Origin of the sequence: Kitasatospora sp. NPDC058478 (assembly GCF_042720345.1) — a bacterium.
In the GTDB taxonomy this organism is placed as follows: Bacteria; Actinomycetota; Actinomycetes; order Streptomycetales; family Streptomycetaceae; genus Kitasatospora.
On the sequence record NZ_JBHXML010000057.1, the window covers coordinates 1 to 15,886 of the forward strand.

The 15,886-nt window shown below is 69.2% G+C and carries 11 protein-coding genes and 2 pseudogenes; 6 read left to right on the forward strand and 7 right to left on the reverse strand.

Annotation, left to right across the window (positions count from 1 at the left end; all coding sequences use genetic code 11):
- Window positions 1-94: 94 nt before the first annotated feature.
- The 3 genes and pseudogenes from ACFWPT_RS28255 to ACFWPT_RS28265 form a co-directional block, all read left to right on the forward strand.
- Window positions 95-379, forward strand: a pseudogene (locus ACFWPT_RS28255) (BREX system ATP-binding domain-containing protein); the annotation flags it as partial.
- Window positions 376-2,544: a DEAD/DEAH box helicase gene (locus tag ACFWPT_RS28260; protein WP_380485196.1), complete on the forward strand. Its 2,169-nt coding sequence runs from the start codon at window positions 376-378 to the stop codon at window positions 2,542-2,544. The pseudogene ACFWPT_RS28255 and the gene ACFWPT_RS28260, both read left to right, overlap by 4 nt.
- A gap of 728 nt (window positions 2,545-3,272) precedes the next feature.
- Window positions 3,273-5,348 (forward strand): DUF2075 domain-containing protein, encoded by a 2,076-nt coding sequence (locus ACFWPT_RS28265; protein ID WP_380485198.1) that lies wholly within the window; start codon window positions 3,273-3,275, stop codon window positions 5,346-5,348.
- 56 nt (window positions 5,349-5,404) lie between these two features.
- Here ACFWPT_RS28265 and ACFWPT_RS28270 read toward each other — a convergent pair whose 3' ends face one another.
- Complete coding sequence (locus tag ACFWPT_RS28270) at window positions 5,405-5,533, reverse strand: DUF6408 family protein (RefSeq protein WP_363586125.1); 129 nt, start codon at window positions 5,531-5,533, stop codon at window positions 5,405-5,407.
- Window positions 5,534-6,022: 489 nt separating this feature from the next.
- Here ACFWPT_RS28270 and ACFWPT_RS28275 point away from each other — a divergent pair.
- Window positions 6,023-6,365 (forward strand): annotated as a pseudogene (locus ACFWPT_RS28275) (HNH endonuclease); the annotation flags it as partial.
- Between the two features lie 7 nt (window positions 6,366-6,372).
- Here the strand turns inward: ACFWPT_RS28275 and ACFWPT_RS28280 are convergent.
- The 4 genes from ACFWPT_RS28280 to ACFWPT_RS28295 form a co-directional block, all read right to left on the reverse strand.
- Window positions 6,373-8,274, reverse strand: a complete 1,902-nt coding sequence (locus ACFWPT_RS28280; protein ID WP_380485201.1) for a DNA/RNA helicase domain-containing protein — start codon at window positions 8,272-8,274, stop codon at window positions 6,373-6,375.
- 497 nt (window positions 8,275-8,771) lie between these two features.
- Window positions 8,772-9,641, reverse strand: coding sequence for a tyrosine-type recombinase/integrase (locus ACFWPT_RS28285; protein WP_380485203.1), 870 nt, complete (start codon window positions 9,639-9,641; stop codon window positions 8,772-8,774).
- Window positions 9,642-9,724: 83 nt separating this feature from the next.
- Entirely contained in the window at window positions 9,725-10,132 is a 408-nt protein-coding gene (locus ACFWPT_RS28290; protein ID WP_380485205.1) for a hypothetical protein, read from the reverse strand.
- Between the two features lie 186 nt (window positions 10,133-10,318).
- Window positions 10,319-11,533: a hypothetical protein gene (locus ACFWPT_RS28295; protein WP_380485207.1), complete on the reverse strand. Its 1,215-nt coding sequence runs from the start codon at window positions 11,531-11,533 to the stop codon at window positions 10,319-10,321.
- 310 nt (window positions 11,534-11,843) lie between these two features.
- On the opposite strand from ACFWPT_RS28295, the gene ACFWPT_RS28300 reads away from it, so the two are divergent.
- Together ACFWPT_RS28300 and ACFWPT_RS28305 are read left to right on the forward strand one after the other, a co-directional pair.
- Window positions 11,844-12,005: a hypothetical protein gene (locus ACFWPT_RS28300; RefSeq protein WP_380485209.1), complete on the forward strand. Its 162-nt coding sequence runs from the start codon at window positions 11,844-11,846 to the stop codon at window positions 12,003-12,005.
- 399 nt (window positions 12,006-12,404) lie between these two features.
- A complete protein-coding gene (locus tag ACFWPT_RS28305) occupies window positions 12,405-12,662 on the forward strand; it encodes a DUF5302 domain-containing protein (RefSeq protein WP_380485211.1) in 258 nt (85 codons plus the stop codon).
- Window positions 12,663-12,991: 329 nt separating this feature from the next.
- Here the strand turns inward: ACFWPT_RS28305 and ACFWPT_RS28310 are convergent, their stop codons facing one another.
- Window positions 12,992-13,228 (reverse strand): hypothetical protein, encoded by a 237-nt coding sequence (locus tag ACFWPT_RS28310; RefSeq protein ID WP_380485213.1) that lies wholly within the window; start codon window positions 13,226-13,228, stop codon window positions 12,992-12,994.
- A 384-nt stretch (window positions 13,229-13,612) separates the two neighbouring features.
- Window positions 13,613-15,556, reverse strand: a complete 1,944-nt coding sequence (locus ACFWPT_RS28315; RefSeq protein WP_380485215.1) for a hypothetical protein — start codon at window positions 15,554-15,556, stop codon at window positions 13,613-13,615.
- Window positions 15,557-15,886 lie beyond the last annotated feature (330 nt).

Here is a 15,886-nt window from a genome sequence, read left to right on the forward strand (position 1 = left end):
ATCCTCGCTCCCGAATGGGCCGTTCCCGACCGGCTGGAACATCACCCGGACGTGGTCTTGACCAGCCCAACCACCCCTTAACTACGCGGCATTGGACCTCTACGCCGGAGCTGCCCGCAACCCGGACCGGGTCGCCGAACTCGTCGACAACGCCTACATCGCCGAACTCGCCACCGCCGTCACCGGCGGGCTCGGCGGCCAGGTCGGCATCGCCCCGCGCGTCTTCCTGCGCAAACTCGTCGCCGATGTCCTCGACCGGGTCGACGAGTTCGACGACTTCGACCCGCGCCGGCACTACGCCCTCACCCTCTCCTCGGCCGAGCTGAGCGAAGCCGAACGCAGCGCCGCTTCCGCGGGCGACATCGAGCTCGACCTATGAGCGATGCCGATGCATCTTCCGGCTCAGGGGCCGGGACGGCCGCCCTGTCCCGGCTCCAGCCCGCTCTCGTCCACCACATCGTCAACTCCCTCGGCTGGCGCGAACTCCGCCCCCTCCAGCAGGAGGCCATCGCCCCGTTGCTCGACGGCTCGGACGCGGTCCTGCTCGCCCCCACTGCCGGCGGCAAGACCGAAGCCGCGTCGTTCCCGCTGCTGTCCGCCATGGAACAGCACCGCTGGACGGGCCTGTCGGTGCTGTACGTGTGCCCGCTCAAGGCCCTGCTGAACAACCTCTTGCCACGCCTCGAAACGTACGCCGGATGGCTCGGACGGCGCGCGGCACTCTGGCACGGCGACATCCCCCAGACCGCACGCCGGCGCATCCTCACCGACCCGCCGGACATCCTGCTCACCACGCCCGAGTCGATCGAGGCCATGCTGGTGAGCACCAAGGTCGACCAGCACCGCCTCTTCGCCGACCTCCGGACCATCGTCGTCGACGAGGTCCACGCTTTCGCCGGCGACGACCGCGGCTGGCACCTGCTCGCCGTCCTCGAACGCCTCCAGCAGCTGGCCGGACGGCCCATCCAACGCGTCGGCCTGTCCGCCACGGTCGGCAACCCGGGCGACCTCCTCCACTGGCTGCAAGGCTCGGGCCGCGGCCTGCGACCCGCCCAGGTCGTCGCCCCCGGCGTCGACCTCGCTCCACGGGCCGTCGCCGACGCCACGACGGTGACACCACCGGGAGACATCGAACTCGACTACGTCGGATCAACCGCCAACGCGGCCAAGGTCATCGCCGCCCTCCACCGAGGCGAGAAGCGGCTGGTCTTCTGCGACTCCCGGCAGCGCGTCGAAGAACTCGGCGCCGCACTCCGCGCCGCAGGCGTCACCACCTTCCTCTCCCACGCCTCCCTCTCCCTCGACGAACGGCGCCGCGCCGAAGCCGCCTTCGCCGAGGCCCGCGACTGCGTCATCGTCTCCACCAGCACCCTCGAACTCGGCATCGACGTCGGCGACTTGGACCGCGTCATCCAGATCGACGCCCCCACTACCGTCGCCTCCTTCCTCCAACGCATCGGCCGCACCGGACGCCGCGCAGGCTCCAACCGCAACTGCCTCTTCCTCGCCCGCAGCCACGAGGCACTCCTGAGCGCCTCGGCACTCCTAGTCCTGTGGGGCCGCGGTTACATCGAACCGGTCACCGCCCCGCCCGAGCCCCGGCACATCGTCGCCCAGCAACTCCTGGCTCTCAGCCTGCAAGAGCACAAGATCGCCCAAGGACTCTGGAACCAGGGCTGGAACAGCCTGCCCCCGTTCGACCGCAGCGCCGAACCCATCCTGCGGCACCTGGTGAACGACGGCTTCCTCGACCAGGACGGCGAGCTGCTGTTCATCGGCCCGGCCGCCGAGGAGAAGTTCGGCCGCCGCCACTTCATGGGCATCACTGCCGTCTTCACCGCACCACCCGAATTCACCGTCCTCGCCGGCCGCCAGGAGATCGGCCGCACCGACCCCATGCTCCTCACCGAGAAGATCGACGGACCCCGGGTCCTCCTCCTCGGTGGGCGAAGCTGGAAAGTCACCTGGATCGACTGGACCAGACGCCGCTGCTACGTCGAACCCTCAGACCTCGCCGGCCGCGCACGCTGGTTCGGCACCGGCTACAGCGGCACCTCCTACGCGCTCAACCAGTCCGCCCGCGACGTCCTGCTCGGAACCGACCCGCCGGTCAAACCCACCCGCCGCGCCACCCAACAGCTCGCCCACGTGCGCGAACAGAACGTCGACACCGTCCACCCCGGCGGCACCGTCATCACCCGAGCCGGCGACGACATCCGCTGGTGGACCTGGGCCGGCTACCGCGCCAACGCCACCCTCACCGCCACCCTTGCCGGCCTCACCGACGAACGCCAGCGCTTCTCCGACGAATACCTGCGCCTACGCACCGACCTCACCCCACAGATGTGGAAGGTCGGAACGGCGGATGCGGTCTCACGGCTGTGCCTGCCAGACGTCGATGTGAAAGCCATGCGCGGACTGAAGTTTCACGAGGCACTCCCCGAGCGGCTGGCTCTGGCCACACTCGCCACCAGACTCGCGGACCTCGACTCAGCGGCGGTCGTATTGTCTCAACCGGTTAGGTTCTCGCTCCGGGCGGACTGAAACCGTGGCTCGGGACTATTGGGACACGCGCGGACGGGCGCTGGTGTACCCGGACGTAGGGCATACCTCGCACTTCGCTATCGAGCTGGCGGCGGCGTTCCGCGGTGGCTGGCGAGTACACGTTGGCCAAGGCCCAGGGGGTCGTCGAGGGCAGGGTCGAGAGACGTGGTGTCCTCCTGAAACATGCTCAGCCGTGGTGTGTTGCACACATCGAAGAGAAGGCCGGTGAAGCCCTCCCAGGGCCGTGCCGCAAAGGAAAGTAACTGATGGCCGCGGCGGGGGATCAGTGGCGTGGGCGGATGAGTCCTCGTCGCGGCTGACGTGCGAGGGTGGGCGCCCGTAGCTGCTGGCCGGGGCCGAGGGCATCGACTGGTTCAGCTCCTTGGAGACGCTGGTCAGTGCATCAGTCGGGGGCGATCTGGGACCACGCGCTATTCACCTCCGCCTTTGAGGGCTTTTTGGGTGAACGAACAGCGCGGGCTGTCTACCGTCTGACGTGCAGAGATGGCAATGGCCGGGCGACTGGGGGTATTGCGCGGCCGGGCCTTCGCCCGGGATGAGAATGATCTCTTGATGTACGTATCGCCGCTGAGCATTGTGTACTGACGGCCGCTTCTGCACGTAGGATCGGCGGTACTGTTTGCGGCCCGACAGGCTTCCCGCTGAGGACATGCCCCCAACCCGCACGAATCACTCGTGGTCTGGTCTGGGGGAGTCCCTTCGTGCCCATGCTCCTGCTGAAGTTGTCGGCGCAGGATCTGCTCACTCTGAACGCGCGTCGCCGGATGGTGCCGCATCTTGCCGAACGGTGGCGAAAGTTCCGGGAGCACGAGGCTTCGGAGACGGAGCGGGTTGCGTGGGCGGAGAGTCTGATTTGTCTGGCGAACGATTTGGTCGCCGCTGATCGTGGCAATGTGCAGATGGTCGTTGAGTGCGCCGCGACTGCTGACGAGGACATCAAGGGGAGCAGTCCCAGGCTCGTGGACGTCGTCCTGGTGGGCCGCCACCCGCGCGAGAATCGGCCGTCCGTCCAGCTGGTGGAGCTGAAGCGTTGGTCGACCGTGACCAGGGTCGAGCGGGCCATTGCGGACCAGATCTACGTGGCGGGCCTGGCGAAGCCCAAGAAGCACCCTGCGCTGCAACTGCGCGAGTACTACCATGCGTTCACCGGCAGCCGAGGCCCCTTCGGCATGGTCGACATCGAGTGCGGCGGCTTTGCCTACCTGCACAACGCCACTGAGGACTCTGTCCGTCCGCTGATCGACGTGGACGCACCGACGGGTGTCTATGCGCGGGTGTACACCGGTGATCGTCGCCGCCAGTTGCTGACCGACTTGCAGGGACACTTTGCCGCTGACGGCGGCGGCACCGAGGCCGAGCTGCTACTGCAGGGCATCGGCGTGCGCAACGCACCGCTGCTCGACGCGATGATGTGGTCCCGGGGCACGGACACGGTCTTCACCCTGCGGGGGCGGCAGAAGGAGGTGGCTGATCAGATCCTGGAGACAGCTGCCAAGGTACTGCCCTCCTCGAAGCAGTCCGCGCTGGTTCCGGACGAGCGACGAGTAGTTTTCCTGGTGACCGGTGGCGCAGGCACCGGCAAGAGCGCTATCGGCCTGCAGATCAAGGCGGAGCTGGAGGCCGCTGGCCGGAACGTCAACTACGCCAGCGGGAGCAGGGCCTTCAACGCGGCGATGCAGGAGCACGTCGGTGTCGGTGACCGGGAGTTCAAGGAGACCTTCACCTACTTCTTCGATTATGTCACGACGCCCGACCCGCTGCTCGATGTTCTGATCTGCGATGAGGCACACCGACTCCGTGACCGCTCCGAGAACCGGTTCTGGCCGCCGGAGAAGCAGGGATCTCGGCCGCAGGTGGACGAACTCCTCGATGCGTCCCGGCTGACGGTGTTCTTCCTCGACGAAGGCCAGGTCGTTCGTCCGAAGGAGGTCGGCACGGTCGACCTGATCCAGCAGGCGGCTGATCGGCGCGGAGCCAAGGTGGTGCGGTACGGCCTCCGCGAGCAGTTCCGATGCGGTGGCAGTGACGCGTATGTCCGCTGGGTGTACGCGCTGCTCGGTATGTCGGATGACGAACCTGAGCACTGGACGCCGGACGGCTTGATGCATGTCGAGGTGGTGGACACGCCGGACGCGCTCAGGGACATCATCCTCGGCGAGGAGAGCGCCGGGGCATCCGCGCGTATGGTTGCCGGCTACTGCTGGCCTTGGACCGAGCCTCTGGGCCGGGAGAAGCGACTGGAGCGGGATGTCAGGATCGGTGACTGGCACGAGCCGTGGAACGCGAAGAGCGACAGCTTCTGCGCGGACGGCGTCCCGCCCGGTGTCAGGTGGTCGATGCACAAGAACGGCATTGGCCAGATCGGCTGTGTGTACACCGCACAGGGCCTCGAGTGGGACTGGTGCGGAGTGATCATGGGCGATGACATGGTGCGCCGGGACGACCAGTGGGTGTTCCGCCGAGGCAAGGAGACGGAGAAGTCGGCGCAAGGTGTAAGACGGGTGAGAGTTCCAGGATCGCTTGATCCGAAGGTCAGTGCGAGTAGCGTCGGTGACGAGGAGTTCGCCCGCCTGATTCGGCACGCCTACCACGTGCTGATGACCCGGGCCAGCCGGGCGACGGTGCTCTATTCCACGGACGAGGAGACCCGGGCCTACCTCAAGGGCCTTGTTGGGGAGACCGAGATCCACGGATTGCGGCCGACTCGGGAGAGCTTGCCATGGCATCACGCCCATCCGAAGCGGGGACGGAAGAAGCCCAAGAACGACCTTCGCTTGTTCTGACGGAAGGTGTGGAAAGGTGGAAGTGGCGGGCTCGCCGGGCCCGCCACTGACCTGCGTCAGAAGAGCAGGTGCGCCACCGAGGTCAGCGCCGCCACCAGCATGTTGGAGGCGACTCCGACGGCGATGTCGGTGAGGATCTTGCGGATCCGTCCACGACGCGCAGGCTTGTACTCGATCGAGGTCATGCGGCCATCCCCAGGTAGTGATATCGGAATGGCAGGGGGCACCCTACCGGGCAACCACGCTCACGTCAGATGTTGACCATCTGACGGGCACAACCATCCGTCAATCGCCGCCTGTCGAGGGCGCACGGAACCTAGGCCTCGTACCCTCCGGGAAGGTGCGCAGCGCAATGATGCTACCGCGTGGACGCGTTGGCGTCGGGGATCAGCGAGCGGAACCTCGCAAGACGCACGCCGGTCCGCCGCCATGCCCCGCAGGGGCAGAGGCAAAGGGCTCACCGTCGGCGCGCGAAGCTGTCGCGTCAGCGCTGCCGTGGGATGGGCAGGGGCTCATGGCGGTGCCAGATCAATGACCTGTCCTCGCGGCGGAGTTCCGCGGATTCCCACTCAAGGCGGATCACACCGTCGGCCAGGGAGCAAGCGCAGGCGATGAGAACGAGCTTGGTGTCCGGTGAGGCGCGCGAGATCTGAATGAGGCTCGTCCTCATCCGGGGAATGCTGGGAACGAGCACGGTCGGACCGGAAGCGGGCGCATGTGCGTTGGTGATCCCACGACGGGCCGGATGAGGTCGACAACGGTCTGTGCCTGCGCTCCTTGCACCACAAGCTTTTCGACAAGGGCATCCTGGGTCTTGGGGAGGGGTGCCGCATACCCGTCTCACAGCGCTTCGTCGGACGCAGCGAGGCAAGCCGCCAGCACGTGCTGGCGTTGGCCGGACGGCCGGTCATCGGCCCGCAGGCAGGGGCTCCACTGGTCGCAGGCCTGCACCGGCGGTGGCACGGCGAACAGGTATTCCGAGGCGAACCCCGGGAGCCCGTCGGCCCGGCGCTGTGAGTGCCGATCAGCCGCGACGGCCGTGCGCCACCTCGATCTGCTCCACCTGTTGGCCGGCCACCAGGTTCCGCAGTTTGGCGCGTGTCTCCGGGTCCGTCGAGTACACGACCGTTCCGATCATTCCGCGTGTCAGCAGCACCTTGTAGGTGTTGCGGATCAGGCGGTCGATGTCGGCGTCGGTGGTGGACTTGCGGAAAACGGGGTCCTTGGACGCCGTCCGGTCGGTGATCCACCGGTCGGTCCGCCAGACGAGGTCCGGCCCGAGGATGACACCGCTCCAGTCGTACTCGAAGCCCTGGGCGGTGTACACGCAGCCGACCTGGCCGAAGCCGGCCGGGTCGGTGGCCCACAACGCGGCTGGCGGGGCGCCGGCGATCGAGCGGTCGCCGTACACGTTCCACGGGCGGGCCCAGTCACCGATGTGCACGTCGGGGGGGAGCGGGTCTCCTGGGGCCACCTTCGTCGTCCACTTCCAGCAGTACCCGGCCGACATGCGGGCGCCGTATCCCTCCGCGCGGCGGGCGTCGAGGAACGCCTCCAGCGCATGGGGGCTGTCGACCACCTCCAGGGCGACCTTGCCGTCGGGCTCCCAGTCGACGGGGCCACCGGGCTCGAGGTTCAGGAGGCGCACCACCCAGTGCAGGTAGGCGTCGCTGCCGCCGCAGCGGAACTGGCTGTCCAGCTCGACCACCTGGCAGCCCAGGCCCTTCACGGCGGCGGCCGCCCGGATCTGGGCCACAGTGCCCATCTCGCCAGGCCGGACGACCTGGTGCTCGTCCAGCAGGAAGACAGGCACCCGGGCGGCGTCGATCAGCTCCTCGATCTGGGGCTTGCCGGTGCGCTGGGCGGCCCGCGTGTAGCGGTTGGCCGACGTCTCCCGGATCCGGTGGGCCTCGTCGCAGATCAATACGTCCAGACCGTTGCGCTCGGCGGTCATGAAGCTGTTGAAGTACTTGAACAGGTCCTGGACCTCACGCTTCCGCGCGCCGGCGATCCGGCGCATGGTGGTGGTGAACGAGCTGGACCCGGTCGCGTGCAGGGCCGTGACACCACGCCGGTACAGATCGCCCAGGAGGGACAGCGCGATGACGCTCTTCCCGGTACCCGGGCCGCCCGTGATGACGACGACCTCCTTGCGGTCGGACTGCTGCGCCTGGCGTACCGCGCGCAGCACCAGCTCGTAGGCGACGCGCTGCTCGTCCAGCAGGACGAACTGTTCGCGCTCGCGGACCTCGTCGGCGGCGACCGCCATCAGCTGCTTGGACGGGGCCACCTTGCCCGCAAGTAACTGGTCCGCAGCCTCCGCGCCGGAGACCGGCTTCAGCTTCGAGCGGAGGTACTGGACGAACTCACCGCGGCGCTCGGCGGTGAAGAGCCGGCCGCGCTCGTCCTGCGGCACCTCGTAGAGGCCCTGGACGCCGAACTCCGTCGCGTTGTGCAGGAAGGCCACCCCGGACAGCCGCTCGGGGCGGGCGGCGAGCGCGCCGTTGAAGGCGATGAGGTAGTCGCAGTAGCCGCGGACCTGCTCGATCGGGTTCAGCACCGGTCGGGTGAATGTGTCGACCCGGCAGAGCAGCGGCTCACCGTCCTCCGGGGCCGCGCTGCTCCACTGTTTGAGTTCGACCACCACATAGGACGATTCTCCCGTGCCCGGGTGGACGCCGGCGAGTATGACGTCGGCTCGCTTGCTGTTGAGCGGGAGCGAGTACTCGAGGAGTACCTCGACCATGCCGAGTCCGGCGTCCAGGAGCGCGTTGGTCAGGACCGGGATGCTCCGTTCCCAGGACCGCACCTCGGACGGGCTGGGCTTGTGGCCGTGCTTGTGGACGAACTGGTCGATGAGGCGTACGAACAGTGATCCGGCCAGGCTCTCGGCGGCGACCGCGGACGCGGAGTCGCGGAACAGCAAGACATGCTCCCAGGCAGCACGAAGTGACTCGTGCGGGTGGGGGCATGTCCCTGGAGGGAAGCCCGGCGGGCCGCGCTGATGACAGGGCTAAACCTACAGTGGAGAGTCTGAGCTCGTGCCCGAACACCTGAGCGTCCACCAATGCATGGCGGACCGCGGAATGGGTGACGGGGGCGGCTTGCGTGGCCGACGGAGCCCCGGAGCGGCCCCGTCTGGACCGGGCTACTCCAACGGCTTGGGCCACGAGAGCTGCGACGGAGCCGGGGAGGGTCTGGAGCGGGGAGAACCGGGGACCACGCGTCGATCACCATTGCCTCTGAGGCGTCCTTCGGTGAACGAACAGCACGGGCTGTCTACCGTCTGACGTGCAACGATGGCTACGGCTGGGCGACTGGGGGTCAAGGGGTCGCAGGTTCAAATCCTGTCGTCCCGACTGTGAAGTCGGTTGCGAGGGCCGGCACTTGGGAGACCGAGTGTCGGCTCTTTCTGTTTCCGGGTCAGCTGGTGGTCGCACGGTGGTCACCGGGCCACATCGGCCAGGGCGTGGACGGTTCTTCTGGCCGGGGCTGCTGGTAGGCGACCAGTTGCCGGTGGAGGCGCGGGCGCTGGCGCCAGGGGCGCTGGGCGCGGCAGACGGGTTGGCCGAGGACGGCGTGGTCGGCGCCATCGAGGATCCAGGCGACGGCGTCGACGGCCGCGCGGGCGGCGAGTTTCGTGAGGTCGGCGTAGATGTTCGCGGTCGTCGACAGGGCGCGGTGGCGCAGGGTCTTGGAGATGACGGGCAGGGGCACGCCCGCGGCCAGGGCGAAACTGGCGGCGAGGTGGCGCAGGTCGTGCAGGGCGATGCGGGGGACGCCAGCCTTGTCGCAGAGCAGGTGGAAGCGGTCGAGGACGTTCTTGGGGTGCAGGGGGCGGCCGTGGCGGTGGAGGACGTAGCCGCTGGCGGGGGTGATCTCGCCGAAGGCCAGTGAACCCGCCCGGTCTTCGAGGGTGTCGACGACGCGGTCGGAGAGGGCGACCCATGTCCTGCTGGCCCTGATCTTGGGGGCGGTGAGCAGGAGTTGGTTGTTGTCGATGACGGAGAGGGTTGCGCGGACGAACAGGGTGCGGTCGGTGAGGTGGACGTCGTCCCAGTGGAGGGCGAGGGCTTCGCCTTTTCGGATGCCGGTGCCGATCATGAGTTCGGCGAGGTCGGCGTAGAGGGGGTCGGTGACGTGGGTGAAGCGTAGAAAGCGGGCGGTCTGTTCCTCGGTCCACAGGCGTCTCGGGGCGGAGGCAGGGCGGGGGAGCAGTGGGGGTTTGGCGGGGTTGCGGGCGAGGCGGCCGTCGTGGACGGCGCTGCTGAAGGCGCTGGAGAGGGTGGCCATGATCTGGTAGACGGTGACCTGGCCGCGGCCCCGGCGCAGCTGGTTGGTGACGAAGGCGGCCAGGTGCTGGCGGGTGAGGTCGATCAGGGGATGGTGCCGAGGGCGGGGATGAGGTCCTGTTCGGTGTAGGTGCGGTAGCGGGCTATGGCGGTGGGCTTGAGGCGCAGCTCCTTCTCGTCGAGCCAGTCCCTCAGGTAGTCGGCGGTGCGCTGCCTGGGGTCGGTGATGACGCACAGGGCCAGGCCCTCGTTGGAGCGCTGCAGCGCGATGCTGGCGCGGAGTTCGTCGGGGAAGCCGGCGCCGCGGACGGTGCGGCGGTGGCCGTCGGCGGGCGGGGTGTCGACGGCGAAGGCCCAGGTGCCGTGGTGCGGGTCGGTGGCGAGGCGGGAGCAGGTGGTGCCGAGCTGGTGGCGGTGGTCGTCGCGGCAGCCGCAGCGTCGGTAGACGCGTCCCCGGTCCTGGTCGTCTGAGGGGGTGGGTGAGCAGCGCATGGTGATCGCCTCGGGAGGATCGTGCGCGAGTCGTTTTTGCTTCCAGTGTGCGCTCGCGGGGCGATCACCGTGCGACCACGAGCTCCACGAAATTGGCGCTGACCTGCGGATCTCCCTTGATTCATGGCAAAGGGAGATCCGCAGGGTGGTCGGGCGCGGGGCTGCTGCGGTGTCTGGGCGGAGTGGTCAGACGAGCGGTTCGCGGTGAGCGGCGTTTTCGCGGACGAGCTGGGCGAAACGCTCGCGGCTGCGCCGCTGGTGCTTTTCGGCCTGTTCGGCGGTCCAGTCCTCCGCGCTGGTGTCGTCGTCTTCGTCGTCGAGGTCGTCGTACTCGGTGTGGAGGAGCCAGCAGGCGTGGATGCCGGTGAGGAGGTCTTCGAGGAGGTCGCGGGCCGGGCGCTTCGGGTCGAGCGGGGGCAGGCGCAGCTCGACGTCGGCGAGGTCGGGTGCGTTGTCGCCGTAGTCAACGAGGGTCTCCTCCAGGTCGTCGAGCTGCTCGCGCAGGGCGGTGGGGTCGGGGAGCAGGCCGTCGGCTACGTGGAGGGCGTGGAGGGCGTGGCGGACGAGGCCTGTGACGGCCTCGTGCGGGGTGGCGCCGGCGTCGATGAGGCCGAGGACGAGGGTGGGGGTCTCGTGGGGGAGCGCTTCGATGTTGTCGGCCTCTTGGACGACGTCGACGGCATCGCGGCCGGAGGCGTCGGCGGTGACCTCGGCCGCGGCAGCGAGCCAGTGCGCCGTAGCGACGGCGGCCGCGGTGGGGTCGACTGAGGAGAAGAGCTCGGCTGGCCCGAACGGGTTCTGCTCCAGGAGGCGGTCGGCGGCGGACACCTGGACGGGGGAGGCGTCCTCCCTACTGAGGAGGACGGCCTGCTGCGCGCGGCCGGCCAGGTCGCCGAGTTCGGCACTCTCGACGACGGCGACCTCGGTGGCGGCCTCGGCGAGCACGGCCTTCGTGAGGTCGGGGTCGTCGATGTCGTGGAGGGCCCGTCCGACGCGGTTGGCGGATTCGATCAGGGGGCTGTAGGAGACGATCATCGAGCCGTACCTGGGGAGGTTCGGTTTGGCGATCGCGTCCGTGACCTCGCTGAAGTGCTTGCCTTCCTCGTCGCGGCGCCAGCCCTCGGAGTTGGGCTCCAGCGAGCCGGCCGCACTGACGGGGTGGGGGTAGGTGCGCCAGGCGGCGTCGGACAGGTGGCTGAGCGCGCGGGCCAGGCCCAGGAGAACGGAGGTATCGGCTTCGGCCGGGAGGGAAGCCACTCGGGTGGCGAGGTCGCCCTCGCCGGTTCCCCAGGTGGCGAGCAGCTCGTGCCGGTTGGGGTCGACGCTGTAGCGGGTCAGACCGCCCCGGCCTCGCCCCCCCGCGGACCGTGCCCTCGATCTGGCCCTGCGAGGTCTGCGCACGCGGGAGATCACAGGCCTGAAAGCGGCAGACGCCGGTGGCAAGGCCATCGCAGGGGAACGGGCCACAGCCCGCCACTGAACGCTGCCGCTGCCCGACAAGGCCGCGCAACACCTTGTTGACAAGATCCGCGTGGCCGGTACGAGCCGTCGGGTGTTTCCCGCTACGCGCTGGCAGCGGCCGCTGCCGGGCTTCTCCGACGAGCCTGTGATGCCGGTGCTCGGGGGGGGGGGCTCGGGGAAGATCGTCGCCCGCACCATCGGGATCCCGCGAGCCTGCTCGGCGGTTGCCCAGACGTTCACCAGTGAGGTCTTGCCTATCCCCGCGCCCGACCGCACCAGTACCACCCCGGCCGGCCCGCGCCGCACCGGCTGCCTGCTCCGGGACCGCCAGCTGGTTGCGGCGATAGAGCAGGCCGGGGCCTGGCCCACTGCTCCCGGCCGGCGCGCCCCCGCCCCGACCGGCCGCGAGTAGCGCGGCGGCGTCGGCCTCGACCGGCCCCAGCGTCGACACCAGCAGTTCCACCGTGCGACGCTGCGGCCGCTCCCGGCGGCCCCGCTCCGGATGCCTGATGGACCTGGCGGCTAACCCGGCTGCCTCGGCCAGCTCGGCGCAGCGGCCTGGCGAAACCCCAGCAGAGGCTCACCGAACGCCCTCACTCGACCACCCCCGCAGCGCACTACCCCCGCTATTTCTACTTGCGGGTAACCCGTCAGGACCCTGCCGGAGAGATTCGGCTGGGTTCTGAGGACCGGGCGGGCGCGCAGGTTCTGTCCGTACAGGATCGGTACCACCCGCAGATGGGAAGCTTGGGCATGACATGGTGTGCGTGAAGTCATCAACCGCCACCATCCCTTAAGAAAGAGGTTCTGCATGAGCAGCGACGTGGAGTCATCTGAGAACCCCAAGAGCGCCGAGAGTGTCGAGAGCCCGGAGGTCACGGGGGCTGCCGAGGCTCCCGCGCCCGCCGCCCAGGACGACGTCAAGGCCCGGTTCCTCGCCGCTCTGGAGCGCAAGCGCGGCGCCAAGTCCGATAGCGCGGCCGGCGGCCCGAATGGCGACTCGAAGATCCACGGCGCCCACGGCGCGGTGGGCGGCAAGCGCAACTTCCGCCGCAAGAGCGGTGGTTGATCAGCCCGGTTGACGCCGGGGGCCGCCAGGCCTGGTCCTGACCGGGCGGCCGTAGCTGTACGCGACAGGCAAGGTCTTCGTTCGAGTGTGCCGGGTGCGGGGCCTTGCCTGCCGGGGATCGGCAGGGTGCCTGGAGAAGGCGGCGCCGGGTGCCGGCCTCGGAGCCCGTCCCGCCGAGCACCGCCGCCCGTGACAGTGGGGCCGGCTGAGCGTGACTCTGTCGGGGATCTTGGTCGCCGCCGTGTCAGCTCTGTGCACATGATGCAACCAGTCGACGAGCAGACGCAGTCAAACGACCTGTCCGTTCACTCCGAGGGGTTCGGCCACTGCTACACCACATCGCTGCGCTGCCGACCACCACGGCGCCCGTGAACCTCACCTCCCCACCTGGAGGGCGTCATGACTCCGGGGAAGAGGCTGATCCAGGTGCGGCTGGCCTCGGTCTTGGGCCCGCCGGGATGGAGCCGCCCGTTGTTGACGGCGGCGAGGGTCCAGCGGACGTAGAGCCTGCGGTCCATGAGGTGGACGTCGGACCAGTGGAGGGCGAGGATCTCACCGCGGTGCATGCCGGTGCCGAGCATCACCTCGAACAGGTCGTTTAGCTGATCGGCGTACTGCTCGGCGCCGTGGCGCAGGAAGGCGGCGGCGGCCTGTTCGCGGGTCCAGCAGGTGCGCTCGGCGGCGCGGGGGCGGGCGGGGGCGGAGTGCTTGGCGGGGTTGTAGCTCAGTCCGCCTCCGACGCCACGAGGCCGGTGCCGCCCGGTAGTCGCCGCGGCCGGACGGCACCGGCCTCGTTGATGCTGCTTCCAGTGCAGTGCCCAGGATGGGAACGCTTGCTGACCCGAGCCGTTGTGTGGCCGACGCCTCCGCCATGGAAGGAGGGTGACCTGGACGGGGGCGGCGTCTTCGTGGCCGAGTAGGAAGGGCCGCCCCGGGGCGGCCCGGAGCTGTCACCTGGAGGTCGGCGGCTTCGGCCACGTTGTTCCGTCTGCGGCGGCCGTGAGGATGTCTCCGAGGCGGAGCCAAGCGTTGGGGCCGGAGTTGCCGATCGGGCTGTCGGCGAATCGCTGCCAGGCCTGGTGATCGTCTCCGAGCGCTGCTTCCACCAGGGAGATCACTGTGGGATGGGTGTTGTTGTAGTGGTGCCCGCGTGCTTTGAGTGCCGTCCAGGCGGGCAGGGCGAGGATGGTCTCGCTGGGGCAGTCGGGTAGGGCGAGGATCTCCCGGGCCCATGCTTCGCGGTTGCTGGGGTTGCCGCCGAGCCTGTGGCGGAGCTCGCGGGTGAGCGTGTGGACGGCGCGCTGCGGATCGGAGTGGCGGGCGAGGACCGAGGTGAATGCCGGTTCGCTGCGGTGGCCGTGCCAGGCGAAGGACAGCAGTGCCTTCTCCACGAGTTCGTCGTCGCCGGCGTGCCGGTCGAGGTACGCGTCGAGCACCACTGCGGTGACGGCGGACAGGCTCCGCACCGTCACCTCTTCGGGATCGCCGAGGGCCCCGCGACGGGTCGCGGGCGGCTGCGGGGCGGGGTCGGCGACGATCCGCGTGATCGCGTCCAGGAGTTCGTCGAACTGCTGCCGGTCGTCCTGGAACTTGTAGTCGTACGACTGGAGGCCGGACCGGCCGCGGCGGGCGTCGCGGATCACCAGTCGGACGGTCGCTTCGACGGCGGGCGTGAGTTCGGGCAGGTGGACCAGCATGGCGTGGATCCAGCGCAGGTCGGCCGCCCTGCTGATTCCGTAGAGGTCCTTCGGCTTCCACGTTCGGAGGGCTTGCACGGCCGTTTCGGCGAAGTGTCGGCCCAGGTCGGCGAGTTCGTCCGCATGGCTCTGCCAGGCGTGGGGATCGCCGTAGGCGGGCTTGGCCTCGGCGGGGTTCAGGACGAGGCGCCACCGTCCGTCGGCCGCATGGCTCACCCAGGAGACGGCGGAATCGGTGCCCCAGTCGGTGTCGAAGCCGTCGTCCCGTAGGTGCAGGAACTCGATGTCCCTTCGATCGGTCTCGTCCAGGGCGGAGAGCTCGGCGGCGAAGTGCTGCCGGGCCTCCTCCTTCGAGGAACCCTCCTGGAGGAAGCCGCAGATCCGGGTCGTGAGCATGGCGGCGCCGAACCGGAAGAGGTCATCCAGCGCGATCTGCCTAAGGAGTATCGGCTCGACCGTCCACGGCACGCTGCCGAGCAGTTGGTCGCGGATGACCCGGTTCGCCGTGGTGCCGGCGGTCCTGTCGATGAGCTGGGAGTGCCGGTCGGAGTGCCGTTCGAGTACGGCCGACCACATGCGGCCCCACGCGTCGAACGCTGCCCTGATCCGGTCGGACCAGGCGTCGGAATCCTCGTCCTCCAGACGCGTGCGGTCGAGGCCGTCGGGCAGGAGAGCGACGGCGGCTTCGAACACGGCGTCGTGGAGGCGTCCCGTACGCAGAACCACCTGTGCGGACGTTGGCTCCTTGAGCAGTTCGGGCGTCATGTGCGGTGGTTGCGGTACCCGCCTGCGCAGTTCGTCGGCGACGGCCGCGCAGAGGTCGGCCGGCCGGTCGGCGGTGCCGAGGGATCCGAGCCGGCGGTCGGAGCAGCGGTGCAAGGCGTCGGCCCGCAGGGCCGGGTCGCAGTCGGGGTGGATGAGCGCGAGGACCACCAGCGAGGTCGACCCGGTCAGGTACTCGTATTCGCTTTCGGTCTGCCGTAGCCCGTTCGTCACCGCGGCCTCCAGCAGCCAGGCGGGTGCCGAATCCCGGTAGGGCTTGTCGAGCAGCGCGGCGAGGAGTGGTCCGCCCTGCTGACTGTCGGCGACGGCACGGGCCTGTTCGGCTGCCATCCGGGCCGCGGCGGACCCGGCATCGGCACCGGCCGCGACAGTGGCCAGGAACTCCACAGGCAGCCGGGTTTCGTCAGTGGCCATTCCTTGCTTCCCTCTCCCCAGTGACTGGTCGAACTCCATCCTGCTGCATCGGTCGGACAATCCGGGGACGAACGGAGACGAGGAGGGCCGGGGCCCAGGGCGGGCCGTACCGGTTTCGTCGGGGGCAACCCCTCGGTGCCTCCGGTGCCGTGTCGGACAGGACCAGGTCCGGACCGCCGACAGCATCGGCGGAACCAGCGAGCGGCTTGGCCGCGGGCTCGCGGGGCGGCTATGGCCGGGGCCGGGTGAACACCCCCTGCTCGGTCTCGGCCGGGATCCCGCGCTCGACCAGCCGCTTGAGCTTCAGACGGACGTTGTTGGCGTTGGGGG